At 54.6% G+C, this 16,239-nt stretch carries 13 protein-coding genes and 1 pseudogene; 3 read left to right on the top strand and 11 right to left on the bottom strand.

All coding sequences use genetic code 11. From position 1 onward, the window contains the following. Window positions 1-35 precede the first annotated feature (35 nt). The 4 genes from rmuC to katE form a co-directional block, all read right to left on the bottom strand. Window positions 36-1,571, bottom strand: coding sequence for a DNA recombination protein RmuC (gene rmuC / locus UC15_RS21990; RefSeq protein ID WP_112290946.1), 1,536 nt, complete (start codon window positions 1,569-1,571; stop codon window positions 36-38). A 157-nt stretch (window positions 1,572-1,728) separates the two neighbouring features. Next, the gene (locus tag UC15_RS21985; RefSeq protein WP_112290945.1) at window positions 1,729-2,256 is read right to left on the bottom strand and encodes a DedA family protein; all 528 of its coding nucleotides are present in this window, start codon (window positions 2,254-2,256) and stop codon (window positions 1,729-1,731) included. Between the two features lie 199 nt (window positions 2,257-2,455). Further along, the gene (gene udp, locus UC15_RS21980) at window positions 2,456-3,217 is read right to left on the bottom strand and encodes a uridine phosphorylase (RefSeq protein ID WP_112290943.1); all 762 of its coding nucleotides are present in this window, start codon (window positions 3,215-3,217) and stop codon (window positions 2,456-2,458) included. A gap of 223 nt (window positions 3,218-3,440) precedes the next feature. Then, the gene (gene katE / locus UC15_RS21975) at window positions 3,441-5,723 is read right to left on the bottom strand and encodes a catalase HPII (RefSeq protein WP_369964587.1); all 2,283 of its coding nucleotides are present in this window, start codon (window positions 5,721-5,723) and stop codon (window positions 3,441-3,443) included. A 185-nt stretch (window positions 5,724-5,908) separates the two neighbouring features. Between katE and UC15_RS21970 the strand changes: the two genes are divergently transcribed. Continuing rightward, window positions 5,909-6,736, top strand: a complete 828-nt coding sequence (locus tag UC15_RS21970; RefSeq protein WP_112290942.1) for a dienelactone hydrolase family protein — start codon at window positions 5,909-5,911, stop codon at window positions 6,734-6,736. Window positions 6,737-6,898: 162 nt separating this feature from the next. Here UC15_RS21970 and UC15_RS21965 read toward each other — a convergent pair whose 3' ends face one another. Both UC15_RS21965 and metE read right to left on the bottom strand, forming a co-directional pair. After that, a complete protein-coding gene (locus tag UC15_RS21965; protein ID WP_112290940.1) occupies window positions 6,899-7,663 on the bottom strand; it encodes an SDR family NAD(P)-dependent oxidoreductase in 765 nt (254 codons plus the stop codon). Between the two features lie 223 nt (window positions 7,664-7,886). Continuing rightward, on the bottom strand, window positions 7,887-10,166 hold the full coding sequence (gene metE / locus UC15_RS21960) for a 5-methyltetrahydropteroyltriglutamate--homocysteine S-methyltransferase (protein ID WP_112290938.1): 2,280 nt from the start codon (window positions 10,164-10,166) through the stop codon (window positions 7,887-7,889). Between the two features lie 104 nt (window positions 10,167-10,270). Here metE and metR point away from each other — a divergent pair, with 104 nt between their 5' ends. Next, the gene (metR, locus tag UC15_RS21955) at window positions 10,271-11,206 is read left to right on the top strand and encodes an HTH-type transcriptional regulator MetR (protein WP_112290937.1); all 936 of its coding nucleotides are present in this window, start codon (window positions 10,271-10,273) and stop codon (window positions 11,204-11,206) included. Here metR and UC15_RS21950 read toward each other — a convergent pair. Next, window positions 11,112-12,013: pseudogene (locus tag UC15_RS21950) on the bottom strand (carboxylate/amino acid/amine transporter). The gene metR and the pseudogene UC15_RS21950 overlap by 95 nt on opposite strands. Before the next feature lie 202 nt (window positions 12,014-12,215). Between UC15_RS21950 and UC15_RS21945 the strand changes: the two are divergent. Continuing rightward, window positions 12,216-12,518 (top strand): DUF2756 domain-containing protein, encoded by a 303-nt coding sequence (locus UC15_RS21945; RefSeq protein ID WP_112290935.1) that lies wholly within the window; start codon window positions 12,216-12,218, stop codon window positions 12,516-12,518. Between the two features lie 56 nt (window positions 12,519-12,574). Here the strand turns inward: UC15_RS21945 and ugpQ are convergent, their stop codons facing one another. The 4 genes from ugpQ to ugpA are packed head-to-tail and all read right to left on the bottom strand — an operon-like array spanning window position 12,575 to window position 16,126. Then, a complete protein-coding gene (ugpQ, locus tag UC15_RS21940) occupies window positions 12,575-13,315 on the bottom strand; it encodes a glycerophosphodiester phosphodiesterase (protein WP_112290934.1) in 741 nt (246 codons plus the stop codon). Between the two features lie 2 nt (window positions 13,316-13,317). After that, window positions 13,318-14,391 (bottom strand): sn-glycerol-3-phosphate import ATP-binding protein UgpC, encoded by a 1,074-nt coding sequence (locus tag UC15_RS21935; protein ID WP_112290928.1) that lies wholly within the window; start codon window positions 14,389-14,391, stop codon window positions 13,318-13,320. 5 nt (window positions 14,392-14,396) lie between these two features. Then, window positions 14,397-15,242 (bottom strand): sn-glycerol-3-phosphate ABC transporter permease UgpE, encoded by an 846-nt coding sequence (gene ugpE, locus UC15_RS21930; RefSeq protein WP_112290926.1) that lies wholly within the window; start codon window positions 15,240-15,242, stop codon window positions 14,397-14,399. Further along, the gene (gene ugpA, locus UC15_RS21925; protein ID WP_112290924.1) at window positions 15,239-16,126 is read right to left on the bottom strand and encodes a sn-glycerol-3-phosphate ABC transporter permease UgpA; all 888 of its coding nucleotides are present in this window, start codon (window positions 16,124-16,126) and stop codon (window positions 15,239-15,241) included. Before ugpA ends, ugpE begins: the two co-directional genes overlap by 4 nt. Between the last annotated feature and the right edge of the window lie 113 nt (window positions 16,127-16,239).

The raw sequence follows: 16,239 nt of genomic DNA, 5'->3' as shown, positions 1-16,239 counted from the left end.
TGAAATGCCGTGCTGGCCATTCCGGCAAGCGCGGCCTATTGATGCAGGTTTAGCTCGCGCGGGTTCAGTGTCTGTTCTTCTTCCGCATCAGAGGTATCTGGCAGAGATGCGGTATCTTCAGGTTCATTTTCCGCTTTAGCCCTCTCAGCCAGAGAAGGACTGATTGGCCGTTTAACTTCAACACCCAGAGCGCGGAAACTCTCAACCTGTCCGATAAGATTACCACGGCCTTGCGTGAGTTTATTCATCGCAGCGCGATAACTTCCCTGCGCTTTGTCGAGGCTCTGCCCCATCGACTCCATGTCATCCACAAACAGCCGCAGTTTGTCGTAAAGACGCGCCGCGCGATCGGCGATACGTTTGGCGTTCTGGCTCTGGTGTTCATAGCGCCACAGATTACTGATCGTGCGTAACGCCACCAGCAGAGTCGTCGGGCTGACAAGCATAATATTGTGACGGAGCGCTTCGCTGATCAATTCGGGCTCCCGGTCAATAGCCAGCAGGAAAGCAGGTTCAACAGGGATAAACATCAGCACATAATCGAGGCTGCGCAGGCCTGGAAGTTGCTGATAATCTTTGCGTCCGAGCAGGCGGATGTGCCCGCGTACTGAGGCAATGTGTTCATTGAGCGCGATTTCGCGCTCAGCGTCGTCTTCACTGTTGAAATAACGCTCGTAAGCGACCAGCGTCATTTTGGCGTCAATCACCACGTCTTTGTTTTGCGGTAACCGCACCACCACGTCAGGCTGCATGCGGCTGTTGCTGTCGACCTGCACGCTAACCTGCGTCTGATATTCATAGCCTTCACGTAATCCGGAAGCCTCAAGCACGCGGCTGAGCACCACTTCGCCCCAGTTGCCCTGCGTTTTGTTGTCACCTTTCAGTGCTTTGGTCAGGTTGACGGCTTCACGTGCCATCTCGACATTCAGCTGTTGCAGATTGCGGATTTCGTGGGCCAGCGTATGCCGTTCACGGGCTTCCTGTCCGAAGCTGTCCTGCACCTGACGGCGGAAACCGTCGAGTTGCTCGCGCAACGGCAGCAGTAATTTGTCGAGGCTTTGCTTATTCTGTTCGTCGGCGCGACGGCCATTTTGTTCGAAAATCCGGTTCGCCAGATTCTCAAACTGACTGCTGAGACGCTGTTCGCTGTTGATCAGCAGACGCTGCTTCTCCTCAGCCGCCATGCGGGTTTCATCCAGACGGGTGGAAACCTCACGCAATTCTGCCTCCTGAGCACTGTTAATTTCCCGCTGCGCACGCAGTTCCTGATTCAGCTGTTCACACTCGTTTTGCCAGTGCGCCAGCAGTTGCAGTTTTTCCTGACTGGCGGCCTGCAGGCTGTGCAATTTTCGCAGTTCCAGCTCGGCTTCACGCAGTTGCTGCTGGCCCGATAGCCGCTCACTTTTGTGCGTATCATTTTCCGCTTTAATCTGCTCCAGCGATTGTTCCAGCAAACGGCGCTGCGTTTCGTACTCCGTTTGCTGTTGCTGTTGCCGCAAACTGGCGACGAGCCACCCCACCAGTAAGCCAATTAACGCCGCCGCCAGGGCAGTCAGAATGCTGATATCCACGCGATTTCCCTCTTGAAGTCTCTTGCGGCCAAGGTAATGTCAGGCTGTATGGATGTCCAGTCTATTTTCTGTTGCATTGAGCCTTTGCGAGACGTCTTCCAAAAGGGAATTTCTCTGTACTTGCCCCCTTGCGGCGGTCAGCCACTGGGAGCAGGATTCAAAACCAGCGGCTCAGCCACTGAATGCCAAAAGCGCCAGGCGCCAGAATGCCGAAAGCCCAGATAAGCGCCGACGTCACATTGGCAATCTGGAAATATTTTTGCGGCATACCGCAAATCCCCGCGACCAGCGGCACAACAGCACGCAGCGGGCCAAAGAAGCGGCCGATAAACGCGCCCGGCATGCCCCACTTGTCAAAGAAAGCATGACCGCGCACCAGCATTTGCGGATGACGGGAGAAAGGCCAGAAGTTGTCCACTCTGTCCTGAAAATGGTTGCCGACCCAATAGGAAAGCCAGTCGCCAAAGAAAGCACCCGCAGCGGCGGCGGCCCAGATGGGCCAGAAAGGAATACCGGTTTCACCAATCAGCGCGCCCAATCCCAGCAGGATAAAGGTTGCAGGAAGGAGCAGTGACAAAAAGGCCAGAGACTCACCAAAAGCCAGAAAGAAGACGATGGGCGCAGCCCACACCTGATGCGTGCGGATAAAGGTGGTGGTGTAATCGAGAAGGTCATGAACAGTCAAAAATGCAGTTCCTTTTTATCAGAGATACGGAGCGGGAATTGATCAATTATTCCAGACGCATTACTAACATGACCTTAACAGATCTGCTTAACAGGGCAAAAAAATGGGCCGCCAGAGGCAGCCCATCACTATGATGTAGTTTCTTTATAATCCGATCCTTTCCCTAAATCATTCGAGTTGCAGGAAGGATGACGGAAAATCAGATAAGTCGGCGAGCCGCTTCTACAACAATCTTCACCGCATGGCTTTCAGTCTTCTTCATGGTTTCCGCATCAGGGATTTCCTGCTGCGTACGGTTCACGATCACACCGGCAACCATACCGGCGCGCAGGCCCTGGCTGGCGCACATGGTCAGCAAGGTGGCGGATTCCATTTCATAGTTCATGACGCCCATTTCCTGCCACTCTTTCATCGATTCTTTGAAGCGACGGACAACGCGGCCGGAGAAGGTGTCATAACGTTCCTGACCCGGATAGAAGGTGTCAGAAGACGCGGTCACGCCAATGTGCGTGGCAGCGCCTGCGGATTCTGCCGCAGCAACCAGCGCGGTGGTACAGGCAAAATCGGCGACCGCAGGGAATTCCATTGGGGCGAAATGCAGGCTTGCGCCATCAAGGCGAACGGCGGCGGTAGTCACCAGAACGTCACCCACATTGATGTGTGGCTGGATAGCGCCAGTGGTGCCGACACGCAGGAAGGTACGGATCCCCAGTTGCGCCAGTTCTTCAACCGCGATGGAAGTCGAAGGACCACCAATACCGGTTGAACAAACAATCACAGATTTGCCATCAAGCTCAGCGCGCCATGAGGTAAATTCGCGGTGGGAAGCCAGACGAACCGGGTTCTCCATCAGTTTGGCAATTTTTTCCACGCGCTCAGGGTCGCCGGGAACAATCGCCAGCGTCGCGCCGTTTAAATCTTTTTTGGCCAGGCCAAGATGGAAAACTTCAGGCTGAGACATAACAAACTCCTCTGTGTGTAAGGTCATAAATTGGCAGGAGGAACACCCGGCAACTGTACTGAACATTGTGACGTTATTTCGTGACGGTCGTCACTATGATGTAACAACAGGAATTACGCATACATTTAATTTGTGATGAGGGTCACAAATTAATGGGCGATTGACGCGATTTTAAACAGCCAGCCTCCGCTACCGGAGACAGGCTGTTTTCAGTTATGACAAATCAGGCAGGAACCGCATCTGCCGCTGCACTACGCGACCAGATACGATGTTTCAGCATTTCTTTCAGGAACGTTTTCAGCAATGCGCCTTCGGCTTTTTCACCTTCGACAACGCCCTCTTCGGGCACATCATCCTTCAGCCCCAACAGGGATTTAAAGCGACGCGCATCACCACTTAAACCGATGACTTTCAAATGCTTATAGGCTTCGAGCAGGTAATGACGGGAATCGCCGTTCATCAGCAGTGCATCGATATGCCCGTGCGGAACAATCACTGCATCGACGGTAATGGAAGGCGACCCGGCAAATGTGGCATCCACCGGTAATGTCGAACCATCATCGGCGGTGACAGTCCCTAAATGACTCGCCAGTAATTTAGGATGCACACCCGCAGCCTGAAGCGCCTGCAAGGTTTCCAGTACATCGGCCGCATTCACGCCTTCACCGAGCAGAATTGCCACCTGACGCCCTTTAATCGTGCCTTTGCCGCTGGCATACAAACTCAGGGTCGGATCACTTTTCAGGCCATTCACCGGCTTCGGCGCTTTTATCTTCAGGGTGTCAGCGGAAAGCGTAATACCCAGATTTTTAGCCACTTTCTGCGCCAGCGTCTGGTCAACATGCGCCAGTAAATCCACCACACGCTCGCGGATATACGGCCGCGCCACCTTCGACAATTCAAACGAGAAGGCCCCGACAATATGATCCTGCTCCGCTGTTGTCTGGCTCAGCCAGAACAAACGCGGGTGGGAATAATACTCAGCAAATGACGGACTCCGCTGACGGATTTTTTCCGCATCTATCCGCTCCGGATAGCTTTCAAAACCGCCGCCGGACGCTGCCGGAGGTGTCTCCCTCGGCCAGTTATTGTTGATGGAATTCGGCTCATAATTCGCCGGATTGGTATCGATATCCTGCCGGTGCATGCCGTCACGCTGGAAGTTGTGGTACGGGCAGGTCGGGCGGTTAATCGGAATTTCATGGAAATTCGGTCCGCCAAGACGACTGATCTGCGTATCGGTATAGGAGAACAGACGCCCCTGCAAGAGCGGGTCATTGGTGAAATCGATGCCCGGCACTACGTGTCCCGGATGGAATGCGACCTGTTCGGTTTCCGCGAAGTAATTATCGGGGTTGCGGTCAAGCACCATCTTGCCGATGAGTTCTACCGGCACCAGTTTTTCAGGGATCAGCTTGGTCGGATCCAGCAGATCGAAATCAAATTTGAATTCGTCTTCTTCAGGGATCAGCTGAACGCCCAGTTCATATTCAGGATAATCACCGGCTTCGATGGCTTCCCACAAATCACGGCGGTGAAAATCCGCATCTTTCCCGGCCAGTTTTTGCGCCTCATCCCACAACAAAGAGGCCTTTCCGGCCAGCGGCTTCCAGTGGAAACGCACAAAAGTGGCTTTCCCTTCGGCATTCACGAAACGGAATGTATGGATGCCAAAACCTTCCATCGTGCGGTAACTGCGAGGAATGCCACGGTCAGACATCGCCCAGAAAACGTTATGCAGTGTTTCAGGTTGCAGGGACACGTAATCCCAGAAGGAATCGTGCGCGCTGGCACCCTGCGGGATTTCATTATGCGGTTCGGGTTTTACCGCATGGACAAAATCAGGGAATTTATGGGCATCCTGAATAAAGAATACCGGCGTATTGTTGCCGACCAGGTCGTAAATGCCTTCATCGGTATAAAACTTTGTCGCCCAGCCACGGATGTCGCGAACAGAATCCGCCGAGCCACGCGAGCCCTGAACGGTAGAGAAACGCACAAACACCGGCGTTTTCTTTGCCGGATCAGAGAGAAAATGGGCTTTCGTGACGTCTTTCATACTGCGGTATGGCTGGAAATAGCCGTGCGCCGCCGCCCCGCGCGCATGAACAATGCGTTCAGGAATGCGCTCGTGGTCAAAATGGGTAATTTTCTCGCGGAGGATAAAATCTTCCAGCAACGTCGGCCCGCGGTTGCCGGCTTTCAGCGAGTTCTGATCATCAGAGATTTTGGTGCCCTGATTGGTGGTCAGCGGCTGCTTTTCGCCATTTTTACGATGGCGTTCTAATGCGTCCAGTTTGGCATTGGTATTTTTCGGACTTTTGGCACTGCCGGAAGCGGTCGGCTCTTTCCCCGGCGGTGTCGGCTGGGGTGAAGGCTGATAAGCACGATCGGCGGGTGCCAGGTCGCCCAGGCCAGGTTGAGAGGACTCGATGCCCGTGGCGGGGGCGCGGCTTACCGGTTTTGGCTCACTTTTCTTGGTCACTTTAGACGGTGATTTTGACATTGAACATAGCTCCTAAGACTAAGGTTTCGGGCGTTCGGTGTGCGTTCTGTAAATCTTCCATGATGACTTTCCTGATTAACTTTTAACTATAGAACATCTCTTGCGCCTTGCTGTTCATGCTTTACGGCTATAGTTTTAATCCAAAGCCACAGATTTTCGTATGGACACTTGCCTGGAGACCCCCGATGAAAAAAGAAGAATTGCTTACCCTGAAACAGGCTCCGACCAGCTTTGCTCCTGCCGTCACTCCCGTCGCCAGTACCACCATCCACACCGATACCGACGGGCTGCACGCAGGCCAGACCACGATCCCTTCGCAGGGCGAAGACATGCCTGCCTATCTTGCCCGTCCGGAACAGTTCACCGGAAAATTGCCGATCATTCTGGTGGTGCAGGAAATTTTTGGCGTACACGAACACATTCAGGATGTCTGCCGCCGTCTGGCGAAACAGGGCTATATGGCCATCGCGCCTGAGCTGTATTTCCGTCAGGGCGACCCGCGTGATTACACAGAAATCAGCGAGCTTTTCGCCAAACTGGTCAGCAAAGTGCCGGATCAGCAGGTGCTTTCTGATCTCGACCACACCGCACACTGGGCCGCGCAACATGGCGGGGATATTTCCAAATTAGGCATCACCGGTTTCTGCTGGGGCGGACGCATCACCTGGCTGTATGCGGCGCACAATCCGCAGCTGAAAGCGGGCGTGGCGTGGTACGGCAAACTGGTGGGTGATAAAACGCTGACCAGCCCGTCACAGCCGGTCGATCGCGCCGCCGCGCTGGATGCGCCTGTTCTGGGTTTATACGGCGCAGAAGATTCCAGCATTCCTCTGGATACGATTGAAACCATGCGTCAGGCCATCCGCGCAGCCAATGCCACGGCAGAAATCGTGGTCTATCCGGAAGCCGGTCATGCGTTTAACGCTGATTACCGCCCGAGCTACCACGCGGAAGCCGCCGCTGATGGCTGGCAGCGTATGCTGGATTTCTTCGCCCAGTACGGTGTGAAGTAAAAGTACGGTATTGAGCAAATAAAAAAGCCCGGCAGATTTTCCTGTCGGGCTTTTTATTAGCATTCAGTCAGTTAAAGCGACAATCTGTTTACAACGACAGTCGCTCAAGCGCGTCCTGCCAGTCCTGTTCGAAATTATCGACCGCTTTTCTGAAACAGCGCGCTATGCCTGCGGAGGCTGACCGTTAGAGGCAGAAAGTCCGCCATCAACCGGCAGATTTACGCCCGTCACGAAGCGCGCATCATCGCTGGCGAGAAACGCAATCACATCAGCAATTTCTTCCGGCTCTGCACCACGCCCCAGCGGGATTCGTTCGGCAAATTTTGCCAGTAACGGCTGGTTATCTTTAATGCCAGCCGCCATATCCGTGAAGGTCAGCGACGGACACACAGCGTTAACGCGCACGCCGTCTTTACCGTGATCCATCGCAATCGAACGGGTGAAGTTGGTCACACCACCTTTCGCGGCATTATAGAAGCTCATGCCCCAGTCACCGCCGATGCCGGACACCGAGGAAATATTCACGATATTGCCTTTGCTTTTAATCAGCGCGGGCATAAAGAAACGCGTGCAATAGAAAACGCCGCTAAGATCGATACCCATGATTTTCTGCCAGTCATCGAGGCTGGCTTCTGTCACTTTGCCCTGCACCACAACGCCTGCGCCATTTACCAGCACATCGACCCGGCCGAATTTATCCTCAATCACTTCTGCCATACGCTCCACATCCTGTGCGGATGAAACATCCGCCAGATGAATGTAATACTGCGTGCTGCTCAACGTTTTAGCGACTTTCTCCAGCTTTTCCTTCGTCCGGCCGACAAGTACCACAATCGCCCCTTCTGAAGAAAAACGCCGTGCCGATGCGGCCCCCATGCCGGAACCTGCGCCAGTCACTACCACGACTTTGTCTGTAAACCGGTTCATATTTTCTCCCTGTCTGATGGGTAAAAAGAAAGTAAATCCTGATTTAAGCCTAGCGGAGAACCGCGCCGTGTGAGGAAACTGCCTGAAATCCAGCGCCGTAATCGCGCTACAGCCGCCGTATAACGCGGGCTGAAAAAGACGTAACAAAGTGCAAATGGGAGCAATAAAAAGGGGGCACCGGAGTGCCCCAAATGTTTCAGCAACAACACAACGATTCTTTATTTCAGGCTTTCTCAGCACGCAGGCGCCTGGCGGCTTTCACCATGTTTTCCAGCGACTCGCGGGTTTCCGGCCAGCCACGGGTTTTCAGGCCGCAATCCGGGTTGACCCAAAGACGTGCTGCCGGAATGCGATCCGCAGCTTTACGCAGCAAATCTTCAATCCATTCGACGCTTGGCACGTTAGGTGAGTGAATGTCGTAGACGCCCGGCCCGATTTCATTCGGATACTCGAAGTCCTTGAATGACTCCAGCAGGTCCATATCAGAGCGCGAGGTTTCGATGGTGATCACATCAGCATCCAGCGCGGCGATGGAATCCATGATGTCGTTGAATTCGCAGTAACACATGTGGGTATGGATCTGCGTGTCATCGCGGGCAACCGCCGCATTGAGTTTGAACGCATCCACTGCCCAGCGAAGGTACGCATTCCATTCAGACTGACGCAATGGCAGACCTTCGCGCAGTGCCGGTTCGTCAATCTGGATGATACCGATACCGGCTTTTTCCAGATCCTCCACTTCGTCACGCAGCGCCAGCGCGATTTGTTTGGCAATGGTTTCACGGCTGACATCTTCACGCGGGAAGGACCAGCACAGGATCGTAAGCGGGCCGGTCAGCATGCCTTTCACCGGTTTTTCGGTCAGAGACTGCGCGTACTTCGCCCACTCAACGGTAATTGCTTGCGGACGGCTGACGTCGCCGATAATGACCGGAGGTTTTACGCAACGTGAACCGTAGCTTTGTACCCAGCCGTTTTGTGTGAATACAAAACCGTCCAGATGCTCGCCAAAGTATTCAACCATGTCGTTACGTTCAGCTTCCCCGTGAACCAGCACGTCGAGACCCAGACGTTCCTGCTCTTTAATGGCTTGCTTAATATGTTCGCTGATCCCGGTGCGGTATTTAGTGTTGTCCAGACGACCTTGTTTGAAGTCCAGACGCAGGCCACGGATCTCCGTGGTTTGCGGGAATGAACCGATGGTCGTCGTCGGCCATGCTGGCAGATTGAAACGGGCGCGCTGTGCTTTGGCGCGTTCGGTATAAACATGCGCACGCTCGATATCTGCGCCGGTGATTGCCGCCACACGTTTACCGACGGCTGCGTTATTTACACGGGCAGATTCGCGGCGGGCGCGGATTGGCGCGCTGTATTCCGCCAGTTTTTGCTGCGCTTCAGCGGTCGGATTGTTCAGTGAAGAGGTCAGCAGTGCCAGCTCGGCGCATTTTTGCAGCGCAAAGGCGAACCAGCTTTTCACTTCTTCATCCAGACGGCTTTCAACGCTTAGGTCGATCGGGCTGTGCAGCAGCGAACATGAGCTGCCGATCCACACATTTCGGCCCGCCACCAGCGGTTTCAGACGCTCAAACCAGGTGCCCAGATCCGCACGCCAGACATTACGGCCATTGATCACGCCCAGAGAAATCAGCCAGTTTTCTGGCAGCTGACTGATGACGGTTTGCAGGTCATCACGACCGGCGACGGCGTCAATATGCAGACCCTGAACCGGTAACTGGCGGATAGTGTCGAGGTTGTGCCCGACGCTGTCGAAATAAGTGGTCAGCAGTAGTTTGGTTTTGCTCTGTTCCAGCGCGGTATAAGCCGGTTTATACGCATCCAGCCATTCCTGCGGCAATTCCAGCACCAGAGCCGGTTCGTCAATCTGCACCCATTCGATATCGCGTTTTGCCAGTGCGGCCAGAACTTGCTGATAAACAGGCAGTATATCGTTGAGCAGGGAAAGACGGTCAAACTGTTCGCCCTTCACTTTGCCGAGCCAAAGATAGGTCAGCGGCCCCAGCAGAACAGGTTTCACTTTGTGGCCGAGCGCCAGCGCTTCGTCCACTTCTTCCAGCAGTTGTGTCCAGGTCAGTTTGAATTTCTGCCCTTTCACAAACTCCGGCACCATGTAGTGATAGTTGGTGTTAAACCATTTTGTCATTTCCGCTGCGGCAGCCGGTTTACCGGTCGGTGCGCGGCCACGGCCAAGACGGAATAAGGTATCGAGATCAACAGAACCATCGGCATTCTGATGACGGGCCGGTACGTTGCCCAGCAACAGGCTGGTGGTCAGTACGTGATCGTACCAGGCGAAATCGCCCACCGGCACCAAATCCACGCCTGCTTCAGCTTGTTGCTTCCAGTGACGGGCGCGAAGTTCACGTCCGGTTGCCAGCAGTTCTTCCTGAGTGGAATTGCCTGCCCAGTAGCTTTCTTGTGCTTTTTTAAGTTCACGACGCAGACCAACGCGTGGAAAACCCAGAGTGTGATTCAGTATCGTCATCTTTTTAATTCCTGTTTAGCCGTCCAGATGTTTACACATCCATAATCCGCAGGTAGTGTATATTCCACAAGCGCAAATTATTCATGACACAGTGAAGGACTCTCATGATCGAACTGAAACACCTGCGAACGTTGCAAGCACTGCGCAACACCGGGTCACTGGCCGCAGCCGCCTCGCAGCTTCATCAGACCCAATCGGCTCTGTCGCACCAGTTCAGTGACCTGGAGCAACGCCTGGGTTTCAGGTTGTTCGTGCGAAAAAGTCAGCCTTTACGTTTCACCCCGCAGGGCGAGATCATGCTGAATCTGGCAGAACAGGTGCTGCCGCAAATCCAGCAGGCATTGCAGGCCTGTAATGAACCGCACCAGACTTCACTGCGTATTGCGATTGAATGTCACAGTTGTATTCAGTGGCTGACGCCCGCGCTGGATAACTTCCACCAGAACTGGCCGCAGGTGTTGATGGATTTCAAATCCGGCGTGACCTTCGACCCGCAGCCCGCGCTGCAACAGGGCGAGCTGGATATCGTATTAACCTCCGACATTCTGCCGCGCAGCGGTCTGCATTATTCCCCGATGTTTGATTTTGAAGTGCGTCTGGTGCTGGCACCGGATCACCCGCTGGCAGCTAAAACGGTGATCACGCCGGAAGATCTCAGCGCGGAAACGTTGATGATTTATCCGGTACAGCGTCAGCGGCTGGATATCTGGCGGCATTTCCTGCAACCGGCAGGCGTCAGCCCGGCACTGAAAAGTGTCGATAACACGTTGTTATTGATTCAGATGGTATCGGCGAGAATGGGGATTGCGGCGTTACCCCACTGGGTGGTGGAGAGTTTTGAGCGCCAGGGTCTGGTGGTGACCAAAACCCTGGGCGATGGCTTATGGAGCCGCCTGTACGCCGCCGTACGTGACGGCGAACAGCGTCAGCCGGTAACCGAAGCCTTTATTCGTTCGGCGCGGCAGCACGCGTGCGATCATCTGCCGTTTGTTCGCGACGCGGCACGACCCAACGCCGGTGCACCCACAGTGAGGACATAATCACTGCGGCGCCCACGATAAAGCTCGGCCAGTGCGGCTGCTGTTGCCAGATTGCCAGGTTAACCAGCAGCCCGGCGGGGACGTGAAAGTTGTTCATAATCCCCAGCGTTCCCGCATCAACCTGCGTCGCCCCGTAGTTCCACATGAAATATCCCCAGCCCGGAAGCGCCAATCCCCCAGCCACACCAGAATGCCCCATTGCAGATTCGTGGTCGGCAGTTTTTGCGGATTGCCCCACAGGAACCACGCCACCACCGCACAGAGCAACGCCCCCAGATAGAACCAGGAAAACGCCGTATGCTGCGGCATCGGACGGGTTTCCATCAGGCGTTTATACCCCACCTGCCCGATGGCAAAACAGATATTCGCCGCCTGCACCAGCAACAGGCCGATGATGAAATGCTCGCTGATGTGGTCGTAACGAATAATCGCCGCCCCCGCCACCGCCAGCAGTGCGCTCAGCGCATAACCGATGCGGATTTTGCGGCCACTGATCAGGTCATAAATCAGCGTGACGTACAGCGGCGTCATCACCGTAAACAGCAGAAATTCCGGCACCGACAGGTACAGATACGCCTCGAAACTGATGAGATACATGATCCCAAGCTGCATCGCACCTACGGCCATATACAGCAAAATGGTGGTCAGCTGATGGCCTTTCCAGCGCAGGAATGGCAGGAAAACCAGCGCCGCCAGCCCTAAACGGACTAACACGGAGAATACGCTGTCGACCTGTCCGGCCAGATAGACGCCGATCAGGCTGAAGGAAAAGGCCCACAAAATGGTGGTAATAATGAGTAAAGGCACGGCAGTTGAGCCCTAAAATGTTAAAGATAGATAATTGTAACGGAATGAAGGAAACCGCGAAGTGCGAAGGTGGTTTACATCTGTTTAATTATAGAGCAAACGAGAGCAATGCCACGCTTTGAGGGAAACGTGCGCTCAAAGGACACGTTCACGGCTGCGATGGCATACACTTAACGTATGACTGGAAACGGAGGATGAACTGATGAAATGTTTATATGGAATGCTCGCCGCGCTGCCGCTGCTGTTTGCCGTTCAGACCGCCAGTGCAGTCGAAAAAGTGCCGAACCCGAACGACCCGCTGCTGAACAATCCTTCGCAACAGCGGATGCAGCAACAACAACAGAATAACCAGCAGATGCAGAAACGTCAGCAGGAACAGGATATGCGTAACAGTCAGCAACAGCAGCAACTGAAGCTGAAATCACAGATTCAGAGCAATCAGCAACGATTGCAGATCCAGCAAAATAACCAGACGCTGGGTCAGAAATTGAATCAGACGCCTTAGTTAATCTTTCAGGCGCGGTGGTCACTGCGCCTGATCTGTGCTTTTAGCGCCATGTTCTAGGTAAAATCCGGCCCAATCACATCAATCTTATCGGTACAAATACAGTCCACGCCCCAGCCCAGTAATTCGCGGGCGCGCGCCGGATTATTCACCGTATACACCAGAATATGCAGTCCGGCGTCTTTGATGGCTTTAACACGTTCTTCATTGAGCAGTTTATGGTTGAGATGCAGGGAAACACATTCCAGTTCGTCGGTCAGCGCTTTCCAGTTCTCGTGCCATTCGTCGATCAGCAAGCCACGTGGCAGTTCGGGGGCGGCTTTTTTAGCGGCAACCAGCGCGTCGAATTCGAACGAGGAAAGCAGCGGCGCAACAGGCTGATTTTTCCACAGCTCACGGGCGGCCAGCGCCACGTCAGTACCGGTTTTCTCGTTCAGACCGGTGGTCGGTTTGATCTCGATATTCACCATCATATGATGACGCGCACAGCGTTCGGCAACCTGCGCCAGCAGCGGCAGTTTCTCGCCTTTAAATGCGGCGCTGTACCAGTTACCGGCATCGAGCTTTTCGAGTTTGTCCCACGGCAGTTCACCCGCCACGCCCCAGCCGTTACTGGTGCGGTTCAGGGTATCGTCGTGCAACAGGAAGATTTCCCCGCCTTGCGCCAGTTTGGCGTCAAATTCGATCATGGTATGACCGTATTTTGCGCCCATATCGATGGCGGCCAGCGTGTTTTCCGGAGCCAGCGCGCCGCCGCCACGGTGCGCCACAATGCGAGGATAAGACCAGGCTTTCATGTTTATTCCATCCGTAATCCGCTGTGAGTATCGAAAAAGTGTAACGCTTTCGCCGGGAAAACCAAGCGCAACAGCGAGCCAGCTGTCGGGAACACTTCATGGGATAAACGCACCACAACGCCGCTGCCCGCCAGTTTGCCGTGCGCCAGATTATCCGCGCCCAGCAGTTCCAGCGTATTCAGCACCATCGGAATACCGTTCTGGGCGTCATCGGTCAGATGAATATGTTCAGGGCGAATACCGACCGTCAGCTCACGACCGCCCCACTCAGGGCGCGGAACCGGCATCGGCAACTCAAATCCGCCTTCCATCACCAGCGACGTACCGTCAGAGGTCAACTGGCCGGGCAACAAATTCATGGCCGGAGATCCGATAAAGCTGGCGACAAACAGGCTGGCCGGACGGCGGTAAACTTCCGAAGGCGTCCCGATCTGCTCGGCGATACCTTTGTTCATCACGATCACACGTTCGGCCAGTGTCATGGCTTCCACCTGATCGTGCGTCACGTACAAACTGGTGGTGCGCAGACGGCGATGCAATTGTTGCAGTTCAAGGCGCATCTGCACGCGCAGTTTGGCGTCGAGGTTGGAAAGCGGTTCGTCGAACAGGAACACCGCCGGTTCACGCACAATAGCGCGCCCCATCGCCACACGCTGACGCTGACCGCCGGAAAGCTCTCGCGGTTTGCGTTTAAGCAGCGGGCCAAGTTCCAGAATACGCGCCGCCTCTTCAACACGGTCGTTAATCTGCGCTTTGCCAAAGCCACGGATTTTCAGGCCATAGGCCATGTTGTCGTACACGCTCATGTGCGGATACAGCGCGTAGTTCTGGAACACCATCGCGATGCCGCGATCTTTCGGTTCCAGCTCGGTGACACGCTGGTCGTTGATGTAGATATCGCCGGACGTGGTGCGCTCAAGCCCGGCCACCATTCGCAGCAGGGTCGATTTTCCGCAGCCGGAAGGCCCGACCATCACGATAAATTCGCCGTCGGCGACGTCCAGATCGATACTTTGAATGATCTGGTTTTTGCCGTCGTAGGACTTGGTCACTGCCTGTAATTTCAAATTTGCCATTTCAGTTACTTCTCACTGTCTACCAGACCGCGCACAAACCAGCGCTGCATCAGGAGCACCACCGCCAGCGGTGGTAATAAGGTCAGGATCATGGCCGCCATCACCTGATTCCATTGCGTCGAGCCATCGCCGGAGGAAATCATGCTTTTAATCCCCGCCACCGCCGTCCCCATCGAGGCATCGCTGGTGATCAGAATCGGCCACAAATATTGGTTCCAGCCATAAATGAAGGTGATGACGAACAGCGCCGCGAGATTGGTTTTCGACAGCGGCAACACAATGTCCCAGAAGAAGCGCATCGCACCCGCGCCATCGATACGCGCGGCTTCCAGCAGCTCATCCGGCAAGGTCATAAAGAACTGGCGGAACAGGAAGGTCGCGGTCGCCGAGGCCATCAGCGGCAACGTCAGGCCGGTGTAGCTGTCGAGCATATGCAGATTGGCGATCACCTGTACGGTTGGGAAAATACGCACTTCCACCGGCAGCATCAGCGTCATAAAAATCAGCCAGAAGAACAGATTACGCAGCGGAAAACGGAAATAGACAATCGCGTAGGCCGAGAGCATCGACACCGAAATCTTACCGACGGTGATCACCATCGCCATGATGAAGCTGTTGATCAGCAAACGACCAAACGCCGGGCTGTTGTTGCCTGCGCCCTGCGTCCAAATGGTGCTGATGTTTTCCCATAAATGGGTGCCTGGGATCAGCGTCATCGGCACATCAAAAATCTGTTTGTTATCCAGCGACGCCGCCACAAACGCGACATACAGCGGGAATAAAATCACCAGCACGCCGAGCAGCAGCATGATGTGGCTGAAAATATCCAGCCCTCTGCGGTTTTCAATCATTGGTAACGCACCTTACGCTCGACAAAGCGGAACTGAATGAACGTCAGGCCGCAAACCAGCATCATCAGAATGACGGACTGCGCGGCGGAGCTGGACAGGTCCAGACCGGAGAAACCTTCGCGATACACTTTATAAATCAGCGTCGTCGTCGCCTGCACCGGGCCGCCCGCTGTCGCGGCATCGATCACCGGGAAAGTATCAAAGAAGGCGTAAACCAGATTGACCACCAGCAGGAAGAAGCTCACCGGAGAAATTAGCGGCAGCACCAGATTGAAGAAGCGTCGAACCGGGCCTGCGCCGTCGATAGCCGCCGCTTCTACCAGTGATTTAGGGATCGACTGCAAGGCCGCGAGGAAGAACAGGAAGTTGTAGCTGATTTGCTTCCAGACCGACGCCAGCACCACCAGGAACATCGCCTGACCGCTGTTTTGCGCGTGGTTCCAGTTATAGCCCATCGAGCCTAAGAAGTGGGTAATCAGGCCGAGACCGGGGCTGAACAGGAACATCCACAAAACGGCAGCCACGGCAGGCGCAACGGCATAAGGCAGGATCATCAGCGTCTGATAAATCCGGCTGCCGCGTACCACGTGATCGACCAGCGCCGCGAAAAACAGCGAAACCGCCAGTCCGATAAAGGCCACCATAAAGCTGAATTTCAGCGTGGTGTAGAAAGAGTCGAGATAGTACGGATCCTGAAACAGCTGCGTGAAGTTAGTCATTCCGGCGAAGGTGCTGGAAAGTCCGAACGGATCCAGCGTCTGCACCGAATACCACAGCGCCTGACCGGCAGGCCACAGGAAAAATATCGCGGTGATTAACAGCTGCGGCAAAACCAGCGCGTAGGGCAACCAGCTGCAACCAAAACCGGGACGGTGTGAACTCATGATGGTTTACTCGTTGATATAAAAGACTCCCCGAAAGGGAGCAAACCAGGTTGGTTTTGAATTTGGCTTTTGGCTCCTCCCCCTGCGAAGGGGGAGGTTGGGAGGGGGTTTTA

Origin of the sequence: Rahnella sp. AN3-3W3 (genome assembly GCF_003263545.1) — a bacterium.
GTDB lineage: Bacteria > Pseudomonadota > Gammaproteobacteria > Enterobacterales > Enterobacteriaceae > Rahnella > Rahnella variigena.
This window is presented reverse-complemented; position numbering and strand designations above follow the sequence as displayed.